General features: G+C 64.3%; 15 protein-coding genes. 13 read left to right on the plus strand and 2 right to left on the minus strand.

Annotated features, from left to right (window positions below; genetic code table 11):
• Positions 1-273 precede the first annotated feature (273 nt).
• From H143_RS0113750 to dapA, 5 genes are all read left to right on the plus strand, one after another.
• The gene (locus H143_RS0113750) at positions 274-1,701 is read left to right on the plus strand and encodes an FAD-binding oxidoreductase (RefSeq protein ID WP_026350053.1); all 1,428 of its coding nucleotides are present in this window, start codon (positions 274-276) and stop codon (positions 1,699-1,701) included.
• 100 nt (positions 1,702-1,801) lie between these two features.
• Positions 1,802-2,902: an ABC transporter substrate-binding protein gene (locus H143_RS0113755; RefSeq protein WP_019938830.1), complete on the plus strand. Its 1,101-nt coding sequence runs from the start codon at positions 1,802-1,804 to the stop codon at positions 2,900-2,902.
• 34 nt (positions 2,903-2,936) lie between these two features.
• Entirely contained in the window at positions 2,937-4,034 is a 1,098-nt protein-coding gene (locus H143_RS0113760) for an ABC transporter ATP-binding protein (protein ID WP_026350054.1), read from the plus strand.
• A 3-nt stretch (positions 4,035-4,037) separates the two neighbouring features.
• Positions 4,038-5,819 carry an ABC transporter permease subunit gene (locus tag H143_RS0113765; protein ID WP_019938832.1) on the plus strand — a complete coding sequence of 594 codons (1,782 nt, stop codon included), beginning with the start codon at positions 4,038-4,040 and terminating at the stop codon, positions 5,817-5,819.
• A gap of 24 nt (positions 5,820-5,843) precedes the next feature.
• On the plus strand, positions 5,844-6,752 hold the full coding sequence (gene dapA / locus H143_RS0113770; protein WP_019938833.1) for a 4-hydroxy-tetrahydrodipicolinate synthase: 909 nt from the start codon (positions 5,844-5,846) through the stop codon (positions 6,750-6,752).
• Positions 6,753-6,785: 33 nt separating this feature from the next.
• Here dapA and H143_RS0113775 read toward each other — a convergent pair whose 3' ends face one another.
• On the minus strand, positions 6,786-7,622 hold the full coding sequence (locus H143_RS0113775) for an IclR family transcriptional regulator C-terminal domain-containing protein (RefSeq protein ID WP_019938834.1): 837 nt from the start codon (positions 7,620-7,622) through the stop codon (positions 6,786-6,788).
• A 64-nt stretch (positions 7,623-7,686) separates the two neighbouring features.
• On the opposite strand from H143_RS0113775, the gene H143_RS20710 reads away from it, so the two are divergent.
• The gene (locus tag H143_RS20710) at positions 7,687-8,844 is read left to right on the plus strand and encodes an alpha-hydroxy acid oxidase (RefSeq protein ID WP_019938835.1); all 1,158 of its coding nucleotides are present in this window, start codon (positions 7,687-7,689) and stop codon (positions 8,842-8,844) included.
• Positions 8,845-8,880: 36 nt separating this feature from the next.
• On the opposite strand, the gene H143_RS0113785 is transcribed toward H143_RS20710, so the two are convergent.
• Positions 8,881-11,775, minus strand: coding sequence for a valine--tRNA ligase (locus tag H143_RS0113785; protein ID WP_019938836.1), 2,895 nt, complete (start codon positions 11,773-11,775; stop codon positions 8,881-8,883).
• Positions 11,776-11,917: 142 nt separating this feature from the next.
• Between H143_RS0113785 and ndk the strand changes: the two genes are divergently transcribed.
• The 7 genes from ndk to bamB all read left to right on the plus strand — a co-directional run bounded on the left by ndk (position 11,918) and on the right by bamB (position 18,551).
• Complete coding sequence (gene ndk, locus H143_RS0113790; RefSeq protein WP_019938837.1) at positions 11,918-12,343, plus strand: nucleoside-diphosphate kinase; 426 nt, start codon at positions 11,918-11,920, stop codon at positions 12,341-12,343.
• A gap of 62 nt (positions 12,344-12,405) precedes the next feature.
• Entirely contained in the window at positions 12,406-13,557 is a 1,152-nt protein-coding gene (rlmN, locus tag H143_RS0113795; protein ID WP_026350055.1) for a 23S rRNA (adenine(2503)-C(2))-methyltransferase RlmN, read from the plus strand.
• Positions 13,554-14,036 (plus strand): RodZ family helix-turn-helix domain-containing protein, encoded by a 483-nt coding sequence (locus H143_RS20715; protein WP_019938839.1) that lies wholly within the window; start codon positions 13,554-13,556, stop codon positions 14,034-14,036. Before rlmN ends, H143_RS20715 begins: the two co-directional genes overlap by 4 nt.
• A gap of 13 nt (positions 14,037-14,049) precedes the next feature.
• The gene (ispG, locus tag H143_RS0113805; protein ID WP_026350056.1) at positions 14,050-15,339 is read left to right on the plus strand and encodes a flavodoxin-dependent (E)-4-hydroxy-3-methylbut-2-enyl-diphosphate synthase; all 1,290 of its coding nucleotides are present in this window, start codon (positions 14,050-14,052) and stop codon (positions 15,337-15,339) included.
• Between the two features lie 60 nt (positions 15,340-15,399).
• Positions 15,400-16,710 (plus strand): histidine--tRNA ligase, encoded by a 1,311-nt coding sequence (hisS, locus tag H143_RS0113810; RefSeq protein ID WP_019938841.1) that lies wholly within the window; start codon positions 15,400-15,402, stop codon positions 16,708-16,710.
• 33 nt (positions 16,711-16,743) lie between these two features.
• Positions 16,744-17,394 (plus strand): tetratricopeptide repeat protein, encoded by a 651-nt coding sequence (locus tag H143_RS0113815; RefSeq protein WP_019938842.1) that lies wholly within the window; start codon positions 16,744-16,746, stop codon positions 17,392-17,394.
• 2 nt (positions 17,395-17,396) lie between these two features.
• Complete coding sequence (bamB, locus tag H143_RS0113820) at positions 17,397-18,551, plus strand: outer membrane protein assembly factor BamB (protein ID WP_026350057.1); 1,155 nt, start codon at positions 17,397-17,399, stop codon at positions 18,549-18,551.
• Positions 18,552-18,695 lie beyond the last annotated feature (144 nt).

Here is an 18,695-nt window from a genome sequence, read left to right on the forward strand (position 1 = left end):
CCTCGCAGTCAGCCCACCGGCGTCTCGAACAGTTCCGCTGTGTCGCCCGCTTCCGTTCCCGCGTGCCGAGGGCCGGAGTGAACCTGGCGCGCCGATGTCTCTGTTCTCCCCGGAGTCATGACAAACCCTAGTTTTGATCATAAATAATCGTATATCAATCGTTTCGATTTTAATAAGAGCTTTTTGTTCGTATTCTTTGTCGCGTAGTGGGGCGATAACGAGCGATCGCCATCGCGCCGACGGCGTCTCCTGGCTGAACCAATCGAGGACTGAATGGATACGGGTGCTGCACTGATTAGTCGTCTGAGCATGGAGCTTGGGGCCGATGCCGTGCTGACGGCGGCGTCGGACGTCGACGGCTTCATCGAAGACTTCCGCGGCCGCTACAAGGCGGACGCGCTGTGCGTCGCGCAGCCGGCCACGACGCAGCAGGTGTCCTTCGTCGTGCGCGCCTGCGCCGAGTCCGGTACACCGGTGCTGCCGCAGGGCGGAAATACGAGCCTGTGCGGCGGTGCGGTGCCGGCCGCCGAGGGCGCGAGACCCGTCATCGTCAGCCTCGCGCGCATGCGGCGCATCCGGAATATCGACGTGGCCAACGGCTCGATCGAAGTGGAGGCCGGCTGCGTGCTGAAGACGGTCCAGGATGCCGCGGCTCAAGTGCAGCGCCTGTATCCGGTCAGCCTCGGCGCCGAGGGCTCGTGCCAGATCGGCGGCACGATTTCGACGAACGCGGGCGGCACCGGCGTGCTGCGCTACGGCAATACCCGCGAGAACGTGCTCGGACTCGAAGTGGTCCTGCCCGACGGCTCCATCTGGAACGGACTGCGCGGACTGCGCAAGGACAACACCGGCATCGATCTGAAGCAGGTTTTCATCGGGGCCGAGGGAGTGCTGGGCATCGTCACGGCGGCGACCTTGAAACTGCATCCCTTGCCGACGCATCGCTCGGTTGCGTGGTTCGCGCCGGTGGACCCAGCCGCCGCCTTGCGCATACTCGGCATGTTCCAGGCCGGCTGCGGGTCGTCTTTGTCGGCGTACGAACTCATGAACGCGCGCCAGCTCGAACTGGTGATCAAGAATGTGCGCGATCGGCGCGATCCGCTGAGCGCCGCGCATGCATGGCACGTGCTCGTCGAGTTGTCGGACATTCGCGACGCCGCGGGACTGGACGAGGCGCTGCTGCGCACGCTCGAGCAGGCGACGCAGGAAGATCTGGTCGAAGACGCGGTCCTGGCGACCAGCGACATGCAGCGTCACGCGCTGTGGGAGATCCGTCACAGCGTCACCGAGGCGAACAAAAAAGAGGGCGTCGGCTTTACGACCGATTGCGCGGTCCCCGTGTCGGCGGTGCCCGCTTTCATCGAACGGGCCACCCGCGCCGTCCATGCCGTCGAGCCGGGCATGGACATCGTGATCGTGGGGCATATGGGCGACGGCAATGTGCACTTCATCCCGATGTTCTCGTTCGACGAATGGAAAACCCGGCCGGATGCCGCGACCCAGGGCGCCGCTTTGCGCCATTGCGTCAACGAGGTGGCGTACGAGCTCGGCGGCACATTCAGCGCCGAGCACGGCATCGGGCAGACGGGGTTGCCCGAGATGGCGCACTACAAATCCGACGTCGAACTGACCCTGATGCGCGCGATCAAGCGCGCGCTGGACCCGAAGAATCTGATGAATCCCGGCCGTCTCATTCCTTAAGATTTTTTAGCTGTGCCTGTTGCCGCTGTTCCCTCGTTATCGCCGATCTTTCGGCACGATTGATTACCGCACCTGATCCTGCACATTGAAGGAGATCATGATGAAGTCGAAGCAGACCGCGAGCATATCGCTGCATAATCCGAGCCGCCGCACCGCGATCAAGGCCATGGCGGGCGGCCTTGCCGCGGCGTCGCTGCCGTTCGTTTGGACGTCGTCGCGCGCCGCCGGCAAGCGCATCGTCGTGCGCGACGACGGCGGCATCTACACCAAGGCCTACGGTGCCGTGTACTACCGGCCTTTTACCAAGGCGACCGGCATCGAGGTGATCGGCGTGCAAGCCAACGCCGAACCGACCGCGCAGATCAAGAGCATGGTCGAAGCGGGCAGCTACACCTGGGACATGGCCAAGATCAGCCAGCCGGCGATCCTGCTGCTGACTTCGGGCGGCAAGGAATACCTGGAGCGTCACGGCCTGGAGTCGGATGCGAATATCGCCAAGATTCCCAAGCAGTACATGTCGCCGTTCGGCGTCGGCACGAACGTCTATTCCACCGTGCTCGCCTATCGTACCGATGCGTTCAAGGGCCGCAAGGCGCCCGATTCGTGGAAGGCGCTCTGGAATGTCGAGGAGTTTCCCGGCCGGCGTTCGATGCGCAAGTATCCCTTTGACACGATCGAAGAAGCCCTGATGGCCGATGGCGTTCCGACTTCGCAGGTCTACCCCTGCGACCTGAACCGCGCGTTCAAGAGCCTGGACAAGGTTTCCAAGCACATCGACGTCTGGTGGACGACGGGCGCGCAGGTCGAACAGATGCTTACCTCCGGCGAAGTGGCGATGGTGACGACCTGGGTTTCGCGCGCGCAATCGGCGATGGCCAACGGCGCGCCAGTCGCCATCGTATGGGATCAAAACCTTTACGGTTGCGACAACTGGTCGATCCTCAAGGGCACACCGAACGCGGACGCCTGCCGCCAGTTCATCAAGTTCGCCAGCGATCCCAAGCGCCAGGCCGAACTGACCGAGTACTTCCCGGCCGGATTGACGCAGCCCGAGGCGTTCAACTACGTCAAGCCCGAGATCGCCAGGAACTGCCCGACATTCCCCGAGAACATCAAGACCGGGCTGCACATCGACGCGAAATACTGGCTGGATCACCAGAGCGAAGCGCTGGAGCGGTTCAATAGCTGGATTCTGACCTGATCGGCGCTTCTTGCATTTGACGGACACCATCTCCATGACTGCCACCAATCTTCAGATAACCGGCCTGTGCAAGCGCTATGGCGATTTCGTGGCGCTTGCGCCGACCGACCTGGATGTCGCGCAGGGTGAATTTCTCACCTTGCTGGGGCCCAGCGGATCGGGCAAAACGACGCTGCTAAGTTTGATCGCCGGCCTGGCCCAGCCCGATGAGGGATGCATCCATCTGAACGGTGCCGACGTGACCTACGGCGCGCCCTGCGAACGGGACATGGGGATGGTGTTCCAGAATTACGCGCTGTTTCCGCACATGACCGTCGCCGAGAACATCGCGTTTCCGCTGCAGATGCGCAAGGTGGACGCCGAGTCGACGCGCAAGCGAGTGGCGCAGGCTCTGGAGATGGTTCACCTGCCGCACGTCGCAGGGCGTTATCCCAGAGAGCTGTCGGGCGGGCAGCAGCAGCGTATCGCCCTGGCTCGATGCATCGTCTACCGGCCGGCCATCATTCTGATGGACGAGCCGCTGGGCGCGCTGGACAAGAAACTGCGCGATCACATGCAGATCGAGATCAAGCGCATCCACCGCGATCTCGGCACCACGGTCATCTACGTGACGCACGACCAGGAAGAGGCGATGACCATGTCGGATCGCATCTGCCTGATGAACGCGGGCGAGATCGCGCAGCTTGGCGCGCCGGCCGATCTCTATTTTCGGCCCAATAGCGTCTTCGTGGCCGATTTCCTGGGCGAATCCAATCTGCTGGACGCGGTGGTGACGGCGCGCGAAGGCGATGAGGTGCAGGTGAGCATGCACGGCGCCGACATCGGACGCGCCATGGTTTACGACCCTCAGGTAAAGGCCGGCGCAAGCGTGAAGCTCATGCTGCGCCCGCAGAACATGCGGATCGATGCCGCCGGGCCCGATGCCGTCCAGGGCAATGCGCAGATCCCCGCGACCTTGACCGACGTCATGGTGACGGGCGGCATGACCAAGCTGTATCTCCGGTCGGCGGCGGCGAAGGCGCAACCGCTCGTCGTCGCTTTTCCGACCAATCGGCTCGGAGCCCGATACGAGATCGGCCAGACCCTGAGGCTGTCCTGGGCGCAAGCGGATGCGGTCGCCATCGCGGAGTAGACGATGAAACCCTCTTCCGATACCGCGCCGGCCAAGCCGCGCCTCTACCCGCGTAACGGCAAGAACATCGCGATGGCCGCGCCCATCGTGATTCTGCTGCTGGTTTTTCTGATCTATCCGGTCGGCCAATTGCTGACTTTGAGCATTCATGACAAGACCGGCTTCACGCTTGTCGAGTACAAGCGCCTGTTCGCCTCCTCGGTCTATGTCGAGGTTCTGCTGATCACGCTGAAGATCTCGCTGCTGACGACGTTTTTTTCCGTGCTGATCGGATATCCGGTCGCACTGCTGATCTCCAAGCTGACCGGCAAGCGCAAGAACAGGGTGCTGTACTGGGTCCTGCTGTCGTTCTGGACGAGCTTTCTGGTGCGCACGTTCGCCTGGATGATTCTGCTCGAGCGTCACGGTGTGATCAATTGGATACTGACGCGGCTGGGCCTGGTCGATCAGCCTCTGAACCTGCTGTACAACCTGCCCGCTGTGCTCATCGGCATGGTGCATGCACTCATGCCGCTGGCCATACTAACCATGCTTTCGGTGATGGAGAATATCGATCAGCGCCTGCCCAGCGCAGCCTCCACCCTGGGAGCTCGGCCGGGAACAGTCTTCTGGCGGGTCTATTTCCCGCTTTCGCTGCCGGGCGTTGCGTCCGCCGCCCTCATGGTCTTCGTGACCGCGATCGGCTTCTTCATTACTCCGGCTCTGCTCGGCGGGCGGCACGACACGATGATCACGCAGCTGATCATCGATCAGGTCATGCAGTCGCTCAACTGGGGCTTTGCCGGCGCCATTTCGGTCTTGCTGCTCGTCGTCGTGCTGGCGGTGTTCGTGGTCTACGACCGCCTGATCGGCCTGTCGACGATGGCAGGCGGCAGCGCGGGCACCACCGCGGCGCGCGGCAACCGGCGTGCCAGCCGCAAGCTCGGCGAGTTGACGCTCGCCTGGCTGGGCAATCTGACCGACCTGGTCGTGCGCTTTCTGCCCAGATCGCGCAAGCTTGCCGCGCAAGGCGGCGGCCTGCCGCTGCGCGTCGTGGCGCTGGTCGTGGTGGTATTTCTCAGCGCCCCGGCGTTCCTGATGATCCCGCTGTCGTTCGACTCCGTTCCGGGCCTCGCATGGCCGCCGCACGGCGTGTCGTGGCAGTGGTACCAACAGGTCGTCGACTCGCCGCTGTGGATGTCCGCGATCGCGCGGTCCATGGTGGTCGGCGTCGGAACGGGCGTATTGTCGATGCTGATCGGCACGCCCGCAGCCTTTCTGCTGGTGCGGGGTGGCCTGCGCGGCAATGCCGCGATCCTGGCGTTCATCCTGGCGCCCATCATCGTGCCGCGCATGATTCTCGCCGTCGGCCTCTTTTATTTCTTCGCCAGGATCGGCCTGGTGGGTACTTCGCTCGGACTGGTGCTCGGGCATACCGTCGTGGCAGTGCCTTATGTGGTCATCACCATGATGGCAGTCTTGCGCAACTACGACATCAGGCTCGATTTCGCCGCGCAGAGCATGGGCGCGCGTCCGTTCACGACGCTCAGGCGCATCACTTTCCCGATCCTGAGCGCCGGCCTGCTGTCGGCCTTCCTGTTCGCGTTCGCCACCTCGTTCGACGACCTGACCATCGCGCTGTTTTCGTCGGGCGGCGTGAGCACGACGCTGCCCAAGCAGTTCTGGGACACGGTCACCCAGGAGCTTTCGCCCGTCATCGCGGCGGTCTCGACCGGCCTGTTCCTCTTCATCTTCATCCTGATTTCGGTCGCGGACCGCTTGCGCCGGCGCAGCCTGGCTTCCTGAAACATCCCATCGCTAGAGATTCGTATGCTGACTTCGCAAAACCTGCAGGGCATTTTTCCTGCCATCCCGACGCCGGTTCATTCCGACGACACCATCAACGTCGAGGCGACGCGCGCCCTGATGCGCTATCTGCTCAAACAGGGCATAGACGGCATCCTGCCGCTCGGAGGCACGGGCGAATACGGCGCGTTGTCGGGCGCCGAGCGCAGCAAGATGATCGCGGTCACGGCCGAAGAGGCGGACGGACGCATTCCCGTCCTGGCCGGCGTGCTCGATCCGGGCTATCACGACGCCATCCAGGCGGGCAGGGACTTCGCCGACGCGGGCGCGGACGGCCTGCTGGTGCTCACGCCGTACTATACGAACCCGACCCAGAAGGGCATCCGCGACTATTTCATGCGCTATGCGGACGAGTCGCCGCTGCCCGTCCTCATCTACGAGATTCCCTATCGCACCCGCATTGCGATCGACCCCGAAGTGCTGCATGAGCTGTCGCGCCACGAGCGCATCATCGGCATGAAGGCTTGCAATACCGATATGTGGCATTTCCTGCGCACGATCGCCGGCGTCGACGCGGCATCGTTCACGGTGTTGAGCGGCGAAGACACCCTGTTCCCGCTGCACGTCGCCGCGGGCGCCCGCGGCGGCATCGTCGTGACGGCGACCTTGCTGCCCACCGCGTGGCGCAAGATTCATCAATTGGCCTCCAAGGGAAAAACCGCCCAAGCGCTCGAACTCCACCGGCAGCTGATCCCGCTGATGACCATGGCCTTCGCCGAAACGAACCCGGGGCCGATGAAGTCGGTGATGGATCTGATCGGCGTCGACGCGCCGGATATGCTCGCGCCGCTGGTGCGGCCCGATCCCGATCTGGCGCGGCGGCTGCGCGACGAGTTGAAAAAGCAGCTCGCTGTATTCGAGCAGCGGGCCTGATCGCGGGCCGCCCGATCGCGGGCCGCCCGGCCGTCAGTAGCGTAGCGAAGAGAACCGCGATTTCGAAATGGAAGTCGCGACGACCTGGACGTGCTTGGCCAGTTCCGCCTCGACGCGGTCCATCGTCCAGCGGGTGGTCGGGACGGAGATGTTGATCGCGGCGACCGCCAGGCCGTTGTGATCGGTGATCGGCGCCGCGATCGAGATGTCTCCCAGCACGGTCTCGTTCTCGACGGCCGCGTAACCCCGGCGCGCGGTGACGCGGATGCGCTCCATCAGCTTCTGCGGATTGATCTCCGTGAAATGGGTCATGGGCTCGAGCCGGGTTCGCGCCAGCACCTCCTGGACTTGCTGCTCAGGCAGGCGCGACAGCATCGCGGTGCCGGATGCCGTGAACATCGCGGGCAGGCGCGCGCCGACGACGATGTCGATATTGACCAGATGGCGGCCCGGGAAGCGGGCGACGAACACGATCTCGTGGCCGTCCATTTCCTGGATGTTCGTGGTTTCGCCCAGCTCGCGGCTCAGATCGAGCAGGTACGGAGAGGCTTTGTCGATCAGCTCGTTGGCGCGGATGTAGTTGTAGGAAAACTGCAGGACTTTGGACGTGAGGGCGTAGTTGCGCGTCTCGGGAACGCGCTGCAGATATCCCAGCACTTCGAGGGTGTAGACGGCGCGTTGCGTGGCGCTGCGGTCCAGGCCGGCCGCGCGCGCGATGTCGATCATCGTCATGTGCCGGCTTTGGCCGTCGAACGCGTGCAGGACGCGGAAGGTTTTTTCGGTGGAGCCGATGAAGAGAGAGGACTGCTCGGACTTGGGCGTGCGGGGCGATTCGGCGCTGGCTTTGGGCATGGCGGGATTGGACGTCATCAGATGCTGATCGAATTAATCGTAATGTAATTTATCTAATCGCCGATAGGCGAGGGAAACCGACATGGCTCAGTTGCTGAACGCGCGGGACTATCGCGCGGCCGCGCGCAGGTACCTGCCTCGCGCCCTGTTCGAATACATCGACCGCGGCACGGAAGACGAGCTTGGGCTGGACAAGCTGCGGCGCAGCCTCGAGGCCATCGATCTGGTGCCGCGGATACTGACCGGCCATGCCGAGCGCGATTTGAAGACGACGGTGCTCGGGCAGGAAATCGGCATGCCGCTCGTTGTCGCACCCACCGCCCTGGCCGGTCTGGTGTCGCACGACGGCGAAATCAAGCTGGCCAGGGCGGCTGCCCGCCTGGGCATTCCCGTCTGCATTTCCACGCAGTCCGTCACGACCATCGAAGCCGTGCGCGCCGGCGCGCCGGATGCCCAGCTGTGGTTCCAGCTTTATGTATGGAAGGACCACAAGCTGACGCATGCCCTGTTGCAGCGTGTGAAGCAAGCCGGCGCCACCACCCTCGTGGTGACGGCCGATACGCCGCTCGGGCCCAAGCGCGAATACAACGACCGCAATGGCTTTTCGATTCCGCTGCGCTACTCGGCGCGGGCCTGCCTGGACGTGGCGATGCATCCGCGCTGGCTGTTCGGCGTGCTGCTGCGTTATGTGCTTGCCGCGGGCATGCCCACTTACGGCCACTATCCCGAAGCGTTCCGCACGGCCGTGACGCGTCCCGCCGTGGCCGAAGCGGTCCGTCTGGAAAACCGGCTCGATTGGGAAGACATACGCCGGCTCAGGCAGTGGTGGCCAGGCAAGCTGGTCATCAAGGGCGTGCTCAGCGTGTCCGACGCCCTCAAATCCCACGAGGCTGGCGCCGACGGCATCGTCGTCTCCTCGCACGGCGCGCGCAATCTGGATGCCGCGCCGGCGCCGGCCGACGTCCTCGCGCCTATCGTTCAAGCCGTGGGGCAGGGCCTCGAAGTCCTGGCCGACAGCGGCGTCATGCGCGGCAGCGACGCCTTGAAATACATCGGTCTGGGCGCCAAGGCCGTCATGACGGGCCGCTTGTCCTTGTGGGGGTTGGCGGCCGGCGGCGAAGCCGGCGCCGTCGATTTGCTGGGCATGCTGAAGGACGAAATCGACCTGACCCTGGCCATGCTCGGCCTGCGCACGCCGGCAGAGGCCCGCCACGCCGTGAGTGCGAAGCGGCCAGTCTGACGACCGCCCCGCCTGCCTCAAAAAGAGCTCAAGCGATCAAGCCAGCTTCGCGCGCTGAGTCCGCACCTTCTCCAGCGTCTCGCCGAATGCCGCCATGCGTTGCTTTTCCTGCTCGACCACCGCGGCCGGCGCGCGCTCGACAAAGCTGGCGTTGCCCAGCTTGCCCTGGGCTTTGGCGATTTCGCCTTCGAGGCGGGCGATTTCCTTGTCCAGGCGCGCGCGCTCGGCCGCCACGTCGATCTCGACGTGCAGCATCAGCCGCGCCTTGCCCACCACCTGCACCGGGGCGCCGGCATCGGGCAGTGTCGCCACAATATCGACCTGGCTCAGCTTGGCCAACGCGGCCAGGTAGGGCGCATTGCGCTTGAGCAGCGGCGCGTCGCCTTCGGCGAACAAGGGCACCTTCTGCGCCGGCGACAGGCTCATCTCGCCGCGCAGCGCGCGCACGGCCTCGATCTGCGCCTTCAGTTCGGCCACGGCGGCTTCCGCCTCGGTATCGATGGCCTGCGGATTGGCCACGGGGTAGGGCTGCACGCTCACGCTGCCCGCCTCGCTCGCCTTGCGCTTGCCCGCCGCCACCGACACCTTCTGCCACAGTTCTTCGGTGATGAAGGGAATGATGGGGTGCGCCAGGCGCAACACCACTTCCAGCACGCGGATCAGCGTGCGGCGCGTGCCCAGCTGCTGCGCCGGGGTGCCCGACTGGATCTGCACCTTGGCCAGTTCCAGATACCAGTCGCAGTACTCGTCCCACACGAAGCGGTAGAGCGCGTTGGCCACGTTGTCGAAGCGGTAATCGGCAAAGCCCTTGGCGACTTCGGCTTCCAGGCGCTGCAGCAGGCTCACGATCCACTTGTCGGCGAAAGACAGCTCGGAAGTCTGGCTTGCGTCTTGCAGATCATGACCTTCGGTGTTCATCAGCACGAAGCGCGTGGCGTTCCACAGCTTGTTGCAGAAGTTGCGGTAGCCCTCGCAACGCTTCAAGTCGAAATTGATATTGCGGCCCAGCGTGGCATAGGCCGCCATGGTGAAGCGCAGCGCGTCGGTGCCGAAGGCCGGTATGCCGTCGGGGTACTGGCGGCGCGTGGCCTTTTCGATCGCGCCGGCCTGCTTGGGGTTCATCAGTCCGAAGGTGCGCTTTTGCACCAGCGAGTCCAGGTCGATGCCGTCGATCAGGTCCACCGGATCCAGCGTGTTGCCCTTGGACTTGCTCATCTTCTGGCCGTCGGCATCGCGGATCAGGCCGTGCACGTAGACGTGCTTGAACGGAATCTGGCCGGTCATGTGCAGGGTCATCATCACCATGCGCGCGACCCAGAAGAAAATGATGTCAAAACCGGTGACCAGCACGCTGGAGGGAAGGTACTTCTGGTAATCGGGCGTGTTCTCGGGCCAGCCCAGGGTGGTGAAGGGCACCATCGCCGACGAGAACCACGTGTCGAGCACGTCCTCATCCCGCTTGAGCGGACCCGTCACGCCGGCGGCGCGGGCCTGCTCGATGGCCTGCTCCTCGTTTATGGCCACGAATATGCGGCCGTCCTCCGAATACCAGGCCGGGATCTGGTGGCCCCACCACAATTGGCGCGAGATGCACCAGTCCTGGATGTTTTCCAGCCACTGGTTGTAAATGTTCGTCCAGTTCTCGGGGTAGAAGGCGATGCGGCCGCCGGCCACGGCGTCCAGCGCCACCTGGGTGATGCTCTTGCCCGGGTTAAGGGTGCCTTCGGGCGCCGGCTTGCTCATGGCGACGAACCATTGGTCAGTCAGCATGGGCTCGATCACGACGCCGGTGCGGTCGCCCTTGGGCTGCATCATCTTGTGCGGCACGGTCCTGACCAGAAAGCCTTCCTGTTCCAGCGCCGTCACCACGGCCTTGCGGGCCTCATCGCGGTCCAGGCCCTGGAAGCGTCTGGGGCCGTTTTCGTTGATATGCGCATCGAGCGTGAAGATGGTGATCAGGGGCAGACCGTGGCGCTGCGAGCAGGCGTAGTCGTTGAAGTCGTGCGCGCCAGTGATCTTCAGGCAGCCGGTGCCGAAGTTCATGTCGACGAAGTCGTCGGCGATGAGGGGAATATTGCGGTCGCACAGCGGCAGCTCGACCCGCTTGCCCACCAGATGCTTGTAGCGCTCGTCGTCGGGATGCACGCACAGGGCGCCGTCGGCCAGCATGGTCTCGGGGCGCGTGGTGGCGATGGTCATGCCGCGCAGGGTGACGGTGTTGCCTTCTTTATCGACGATGGTCTGCGGCCCGTCGACGAAGGGGTATTCGATGTGCCAGAGGAAGCCGTCGACTTCCTCGGACACCACTTCCAGGTCGCTCACGGCGGTCAGCAGCTTGGGGTCCCAATTGACCAGTCGCTTGCCGCGGTAGATCAGGCCTTGCTGGTAGAGATTGACGAAGGTCTCGACCACGCCGCGCGACATGCGCTCGTCCATGGTGAAATATTCGCGCGGCCAGTCGGCCGAGGCGCCCAGGCGCCGCACCTGGCCGGTAATAGTGCTGCCGGACTGCTCCTTCCACTGCCAGATTTTTTCCACGAACTTCTCGCGGCCCAGGTCGTGGCGGGAGATTTTCTGGGCGTCGAGCTGGCGCTCGACCACGATCTGCGTGGCAATGCCGGCATGGTCGGTGCCCGGAACGAACACCGTGTCGTCGCCCGACATGCGGTGGTAGCGCACCAGGCCGTCCATGATGGTCTGGTTGAACGCGTGGCCCATGTGCAGGGTGCCGGTGACGTTGGGTGGAGGAAACTGAATGCAATAGGAATTGTCCCCAGCACCGGTTTCCACGTGGCGGCCTGCCTGGAAATAGCCGCGCTTTTCCCACAGGTCGTACCAGCGGGATTCGATCTGTGCGGGCTCGAAGCTCTTGGCCAGCTCAGGGCTTTCAGGGGCGTAGTCAGTGTGGTTGGACTCGGCAGCTTGGGTCATTGCGATAGGTTTCCGGCAAAACAGGGCCCGAATATGCGCTCGGGCAAACCGGTGATTTTAAGATGTATTGGATTCTTTCCAGCATGTTAGAATGCTGGGTTACTGTAACCGCTTAGAAGTGCCTGTTTTTATTGGAGTTTCCATGGCCATCCAACGTACCCTCTCGATCATCAAGCCCGACGCCGTCGCCAAGAACGTCATCGGCCAGATCGTCGCGCGCTTCGAAAGCGCCGACCTCAAGGTCATCGCTGCCCAAATGCGTCAGCTCTCGCGCGGCGACGCCGAGCGCTTTTATGCCGTGCATAGCGCCCGCCCGTTCTTCAAGGACCTGGTCGACTTCATGGTCTCGGGTCCGGTGTTCGTGCAAGTGCTCGAAGGCGAGAGCGCCATTCAGAAGAACCGCGACCTGATGGGCGCCACCGATCCCAAGAAGGCCGAGAAGGGCACCATCCGCGCCGACTTTGCCGACAGCATCGACGCCAACGCCGTTCACGGTTCGGACGCGCCTGAAACCGCCGCTGTCGAAATCGCCTTTTTCTTCCCCGAAATCAACATCTGCAGCCGTTGATTTTCCAGGGTATGGATGCGCCGCCCGCCGGCGCGGCCACGCACCATGGAAACGAATGCGCCATGGAAAACGAACGCATCAATCTGCTGGGCCTGGATGCCGCTGCCTTGTCCGATCTGATCGGGCAATGGGGCGGCAAGCCGTTTCGTGCCCGGCAGCTGCAGCGCTGGGTGCACCAGCGCGGCGTCGATGCGTTCGACAACATGACCGACCTGGCACGAGATTTCCGTGTCCAGTTGTCCGAGCGATGCAGCGTCCAGGCGCTGCCGGTCGGCACCGAGCAGCGATCGTCGGACGGCACGCGCAAGTGGCTGTTCGACGTGGGGCAGGGCAATGCCATCGAGACGGTCTTCATTCCCGAGGACGATCGCGGCACGCTGTGCGTGTCCAGCCAGGCAGGCTGCGCGGTCAACTGCCGTTTCTGTTCCACCGGGCACCAGGGTTTTAACCGCAACCTGAGCACGGCCGAGATCGTCGGTCAGCTTTGGTGGGCGCGCCGCGTGCTCGAAGCCGACGCAGGCTCGGCGCGCCTGCCCGCCGCCACCGGCAAGGCCGCTGTCGAGGACCCGCGCGTCATCAGCAACGTGGTCATGATGGGCATGGGCGAGCCCCTGCTCAACTACGACCAGTTGTTGCCGGCGCTGCGCCTCATGCTCGACGACAACGCCTACGGCCTGTCGCGCCGGCGCGTCACGGTGTCCACCTCGGGCGTGGTGCCCATGATGGATCGTCTTTCTCAGGACTGCCCCGTAGCGCTGGCCGTGTCGCTGCACGCGCCTAACGATGGCCTGCGCGACGAGCTCGTCCCGCTCAATAAAAAGTACCCCCTGGACGTTCTACTCGCGGCCTGCAACCGTTATCTCGAGTTCGCTCCGCGCGATTTCATTACCTTCGAGTACTGCATGCTCGACGGCATCAACGATACCGACCAGCATGCCCGGGAGCTTATCCAGATTGCGCGGCAGGTGCGCTGCAAGCTCAATCTGATCCCGTTCAATCCCTTCCCGGAATCCGGCCTGAAGCGCTCGCCTCAAGTGCGCGTGCGGGTATTTGCCCAACGGCTGATGGATGCCGGCATCATCACTACGGTACGCAAGACGCGCGGCGATGATATCGCCGCCGCCTGCGGCCAGCTGGCCGGCGAGGTCCAGGACCGGACCCGGGTGGCTGAACGCCGCGCGCGCACCATACCCATTACACAGGTGAGTGCATGAATCAGCAGGATCCCACGACCGTCGAAGCGGCGCCGCAGGCCATGGACGTTGGCCGCTCCTTGCGCGATGCGCGTACTGCGCGCGGCATTTCGCTCGAAGACGTTTCGGCCCGCCTGAAGTATTCGGTCCGGCAGCTCCAGGCGCTCGAGGAAGAACGCTGGGAGCAACTGCCCACCGGGGTGTCCTTGCGCGGCATGATCCGCAACTACGCCAAGCTGATCGGCACCGATGTCGATTCCATCATCGCCGCCCTGGCTGGACACGCGGCCGTTGCGGACCGGCACACCGGGCGCGAGCTGGGCGCCAGCGCGGCCGTGGGCGGCGAAAACTCGCCCAGCGCGCCGTCGACCATGCCCTGGGGCTGGCTGCTGACCATCCTGGCGGTCGTCATCGCCGTGGCGGCCTATGCTTTTTGGCGCGGCTGGCTGCCCAGGGAACTGCTGACCCTGAGCGGCATCAAGCACTATTTCCATCGCTAGGCCAGCGCCGACTATGCAAGACGCCTCTTCCCTCGCTTGTCAGGACATACCGCCCCCCGTCGGGGCGGCTGCGCGGCGCGTCACGCGCGCTGTCAATATCCGCTGGGGCGATCGCGTGGTCCCGGTAGGAGGGGGGGCACCGGTGGTGGTGCAGTCCATGACCAATACCGATACGGCCGACGCCATCGCCACGGCGGTCCAGGTCAAAGAACTTGCCCTGGCCGGATCCGAAGTGGTGCGTATCACCGTCAATACGCCCGAAGCGGCGCGCGAGGTGCCCGCCATCCGCGAGCAGCTCGACCGCATGGGCATGTCCGTACCGCTGGTGGGCGACTTTCACTACAACGGCCACAAGCTGCTCACGCAATTTCCCGAGTGCGCGCAGGCGCTGTCCAAATATCGCATCAACCCCGGCAATATGGGCGGGGGCAAGCGCCGCGACGACAATTTCTCGCAGATGATCGAGGTCGCCTGCCGCTATGACAAGCCGGTGCGCATCGGCGTGAACTGGGGCAGCCTAGACCACGAGCTGATGGCCCGCATGATGGACGAAAACGGCCGCCGCGCCCAGCCCTGGGAAGCACAGGCCGTGATGCGCGAGGCCTTGGTGGTGTCGGCGATCAGCAATGCCCGCCGCGCGCAAGAACTCGGCCTGCGCGGCGATGCCATCATCCTCTCGTGCAAGGTCAGCCACGTGCAGGACCTCATTGCCGTCTACCGCGACCTGTCCTCGCGCTGCGACTATCCGCTGCACTTGGGCCTGACTGAGGCCGGTATGGGCAGCAAGGGCATCGTGGCTTCCACCGCCGCGCTGGCCGTGCTGCTGCAGGAGGGTATCGGCGATACCATTCGAATCTCGCTTACGCCCGAGCCGGGCGGCGATCGCAGCCGCGAGGTTGTGGTGGCGCAGGAAATCCTCCAGACCATGGGCTTGCGCGCGTTCACACCGATGGTGGTGGCCTGCCCCGGTTGCGGTCGTACCAGCAGCACCTTCTTCCAGGAGCTGGCCGACAGCATTCAGAGCTATTTGCGCCGCCAGATGCAGGTGTGGCGCCTGCTATACCCGGGCGTCGAGAGCATGAATGTGGCCGTCATGGGCTGCGTGGTCAACGGCCCCGGCGAGAGCCGTCATGCCGATATCGGCATCAGCCTGCCCGGTACGGGCGAAGTGCCGGCCGCGCCCGTGTTCATCGACGGCGAGCGCACGGTCACGCTCAAGGGCGACCATATCGCCGAAGAATTCCAGGCCATTGTCGAAGATTACGTGGCGCGCCGCTATGGCGGCGTACAGGCCCATCATTAAAAGAAACCAGGATCAGGCTCGGGCGGTGCGTCATGGCGCGCAGCCCGGGCCGCATGAGAAATGACGCAAGCTTTTCAGAAAATCGCCGCCATACGCGGCATGAACGATCTTCTGCCCGGCGACAGCGCGCGCTGGGAGCGGTTCGAGGATCTCGTGCGCGACTGGCTGCGAGGCTACGGTTATCGCAATGTGCGCACGCCTGTGCTTGAGCACACTCGCCTGTTCACGCGCGGCATCGGCGAAGTCACCGATATTGTCGAAAAGGAGATGTACACCTTCACCGATTCGCTCAACGGCGAGTCGCTTACGCTACGCCCCGAGATGACGGCCGGTATCGTGCGCGCCAGCATCGAGCACAATCTGCTCTACGACCGCCCACATCGTGTTTATTCCATCGGCCCGGTGTTCCGCCACGAGCGTCCGCAGCGCGGCCGCTACCGCCAGTTCCACCAGATCGACGTCGAAGCGCTGGGTCTGGCCGGCCCTGACATTGACGCCGAACTCATCGTCATGCTGGCGCGTCTTTGGAAGCGCCTGGGTTTGACCGACGTGCGCCTGGAACTGAACTCGCTGGGCCAGCCGGTCGAGCGCGCCGCGCATCGCGCCGCCTTGATCGCACACCTGGAAAAGCACCGGGACATCCTTGATGAGGACGGCAAGCGCCGCCTTTACACCAACCCCCTGCGGGTACTGGATACCAAGAATGCCGCCATGCAGGAGATGGCCGACAGCGCGCCGCGCCTGTTCGACTTTTTAGGCGAGGCGTCGCGCGCGCATTTCGACGGTGTTTGCCAGCGATTGGTCGATGCCGGCGTTGACTACCGCCTCAATCCCCGTCTGGTGCGGGGCTTGGACTACTACAACCTCACGGTGTTCGAGTGGGTGACCGACCGCCTGGGTTCGCAGGGCACGGTCTGCGGCGGCGGCCGCTACGACGGACTGATCGAACTGCTGGGCGGCAAGGCCGCGCCGGCAGTCGGTTTTGCCATCGGCATGGAGCGCCTGCTTGACCTGTGGGAGCAGACCCTGGCCGACGAAGGCCGGCAGCCGGCGTGCGAGCCCGAGTGCGACGTCTACGTGGTGCATCAGGGCGACCAGGCGCAGCGCCTGGCGGCCCAGGCCGCCGAGACCTTGCGCGATGCCGGTTTTTCCGTCGTGGTGCATGCGGGATCGAGCGGTTTCAAGTCGCAGTTCAAACGGGCCGATGCGAGTGGCGCACGGGTTGCGGTTATCCTTGGCAGCGACGAAGTCGCGAACCGGACGGCCGGCGTCAAGTTCCTGCGCGGCGCAATCGAGCAGGAAAGCGCTCAGCAGCAGATTGCGCTGGATCGTCTGGCCGAGGTTGTCGGCGCAGCATTGAGTACGAAATAAAGACGCAAAGTCAGTAACGGATAGGCAGCAGCAATGGCATACGATCTCGAAGAGCAGGAAAAACTCGAAGCGCTCAAGGCTTGGTGGGAGCGCTATGGCACCCTGGTCACGGCGCTGGTGGTGGTCGTCGCGCTGGCGGTGGCCGGTTGGTCTGGCTGGCGCGGCTACCAGGGCTACCGCGCCAACCAGGCCATGGGCTATTTCGAGGCGCTCGAAGACGCCGCGCGCGGCGTGAATGGCCCGGACGGTGCGGATGCCACCACGCGCATCAAGGCGGCATCCGACACGCTGCGCCACGACTACGGCAGCACGGCCTACGCTTCCCGCGGCGTGCTGATCGCCGCGCAAGCCCTGCAAGAGAAGAAGGACTACGCCAGCGCGCAGCGCGAGCTCCAATGGCTTGCCGCCAGCAAGAGCCATTCCGCGCTGCAGCCGGTGGCGCGGCTGCGTCTGGCCGGCCTGCTGCTCGACCAGAAACAATACGACCAGGCGCTTGCCCAACTGGCCGATCCGCCGGCGGCTTTTGCCGCCCTGTTCGCTGATCGCCGCGGCGATATCCTGGCTGCACAGGGCAAGCGCGACGATGCGCGCGCGGCCTGGCAAAGCGCATTGGCGGCCATGCCGGCCGGTGATGCGTTAAAGCAGATCATTCAACTGAAACTTGATGCCTTGAGCGGAGCCTGATAGTGATGCGCCTTTTCCGTAGCCGCGTGTTGCGCGGCGCCATGATTGCCTGCCTGGCCGCCCTGGCCGGCTGTTCGCTGTTTTCTTCACAGGATCATCGCTACGATCCCGCGCCGCTAACCCAATACGCGCCAGGCCTGGCGGTGCGCCAGGCCTGGCAGGTCTCGATCGGCAGCGGATCGGGTCTGGGCTTCACCCCCGCGGTAGTGGGCGATTCCGTCTATGCGGCCACGCCCGATGGCTCGGTCGCCAAGGTGGATGTCTCCACTGGCCGCGTGGTGTGGCGCGGATCGGCCGGCGCCAAGCTGACGGCAGGTGTCGGCAGCGACGGTTCCGTTTCCGTCGTGGCGACCGAATCGGGCCAGGTGATCGCTTTGGACGACACGGGCAAAATCAAGTGGAAAGCTCAGGCCACCAGCAATGTGAACATTCCGCCGGTGGTGGGCGCGGGTATCGTCGTGGTGCGCAGCGGCGACTATCGCATCCAGGCATTCGACGAGAACACGGGCGAGCGCATCTGGAGCGTGCAACGCCCCGGCCCGGCGCTGTCCTTGCGCACCACCTCACAGATGATCGTGACAGATCGCTGGGTCATCGCCGGTATGCCTGGTGGCAAACTGATGATCATCGACACCAAGAACGGCCTGGTCCATTGGGAAGGCTCTGTCGCCACGCCCAAGGGCACGACCGACCTCGAGCGCCTGACCGACGTGGTGGGCCGCCCGGTGGTGTCGGGCCCCTTGCTGTGCGCCGTGGCCTATCAGGGCCGGGTTGCCTGCTTTAACGTGAGCGAAGGCATGCGCTTGGTCTGGGCCAAGGATTTCGATGGTTCCACCGGCCTGACCCTGGATGCGAACGCGATCTACGCGCCCAGCATCCATTCCACGGTCCAGGCTTTCTCGCTGCAAACCGGCGCACCGCTCTGGACGCAGTCGGCCCTGAAGAATCGCGGCCTGACCGCGCCCGCCGTCGTGGGCAACGCCATCGCGATGGGTGACTATCAGGGTTATGTGCACTTCCTGTCCACGGCCGACGGCCATCTGCTGGCGCGTCTGTCGGTAGGTGGCGATGCTGTGCTGTCCACGCCGCAGGCCGTACCCCAGGGCGTGCTGGTGCAGACGGGCAGCGGCAATCTCGTCCTCATCAACGCTAAGTGATGAGTCTTCAGGCCGCGTTTTGGGCTTGCTGTCCACCTCGCGGCCTGCATGCCGCTGGGATTCGTCAGGCACGGCGCCGTTCTTGCGGACTTTGCCGTACCCAGGCTCATCCCCCAAGACGGCCGTATTTGCCTTGGGGCGGCC

The organism is Bordetella sp. FB-8 (assembly GCF_000382185.1).
Taxonomy (GTDB): Bacteria; Pseudomonadota; Gammaproteobacteria; order Burkholderiales; family Burkholderiaceae_B; genus Bordetella.

Coding starts and splice junctions, on each gene's coding strand:
- rlmN (WP_026350055.1), top strand. CDS start 12,406: ATGGAAAACGAACGCATCAATCTGCTGGGCCTGGATGCCGCTGCCTTG.
- hisS (WP_019938841.1), top strand. CDS start 15,400: ATGACGCAAGCTTTTCAGAAAATCGCCGCCATACGCGGCATGAACGAT.
- H143_RS0113750 (WP_026350053.1), top strand. CDS start 274: ATGGATACGGGTGCTGCACTGATTAGTCGTCTGAGCATGGAGCTTGGG.
- H143_RS20710 (WP_019938835.1), top strand. CDS start 7,687: ATGGCTCAGTTGCTGAACGCGCGGGACTATCGCGCGGCCGCGCGCAGG.
- ispG (WP_026350056.1), top strand. CDS start 14,050: ATGCAAGACGCCTCTTCCCTCGCTTGTCAGGACATACCGCCCCCCGTC.
- H143_RS0113815 (WP_019938842.1), top strand. CDS start 16,744: ATGGCATACGATCTCGAAGAGCAGGAAAAACTCGAAGCGCTCAAGGCT.
- H143_RS0113760 (WP_026350054.1), top strand. CDS start 2,937: ATGACTGCCACCAATCTTCAGATAACCGGCCTGTGCAAGCGCTATGGC.
- H143_RS0113755 (WP_019938830.1), top strand. CDS start 1,802: ATGAAGTCGAAGCAGACCGCGAGCATATCGCTGCATAATCCGAGCCGC.
- ndk (WP_019938837.1), top strand. CDS start 11,918: ATGGCCATCCAACGTACCCTCTCGATCATCAAGCCCGACGCCGTCGCC.
- dapA (WP_019938833.1), top strand. CDS start 5,844: ATGCTGACTTCGCAAAACCTGCAGGGCATTTTTCCTGCCATCCCGACG.
- H143_RS20715 (WP_019938839.1), top strand. CDS start 13,554: ATGAATCAGCAGGATCCCACGACCGTCGAAGCGGCGCCGCAGGCCATG.
- H143_RS0113775 (WP_019938834.1), bottom strand. CDS start 7,622: ATGACGTCCAATCCCGCCATGCCCAAAGCCAGCGCCGAATCGCCCCGC.
- H143_RS0113785 (WP_019938836.1), bottom strand. CDS start 11,775: ATGACCCAAGCTGCCGAGTCCAACCACACTGACTACGCCCCTGAAAGC.
- H143_RS0113765 (WP_019938832.1), top strand. CDS start 4,038: ATGAAACCCTCTTCCGATACCGCGCCGGCCAAGCCGCGCCTCTACCCG.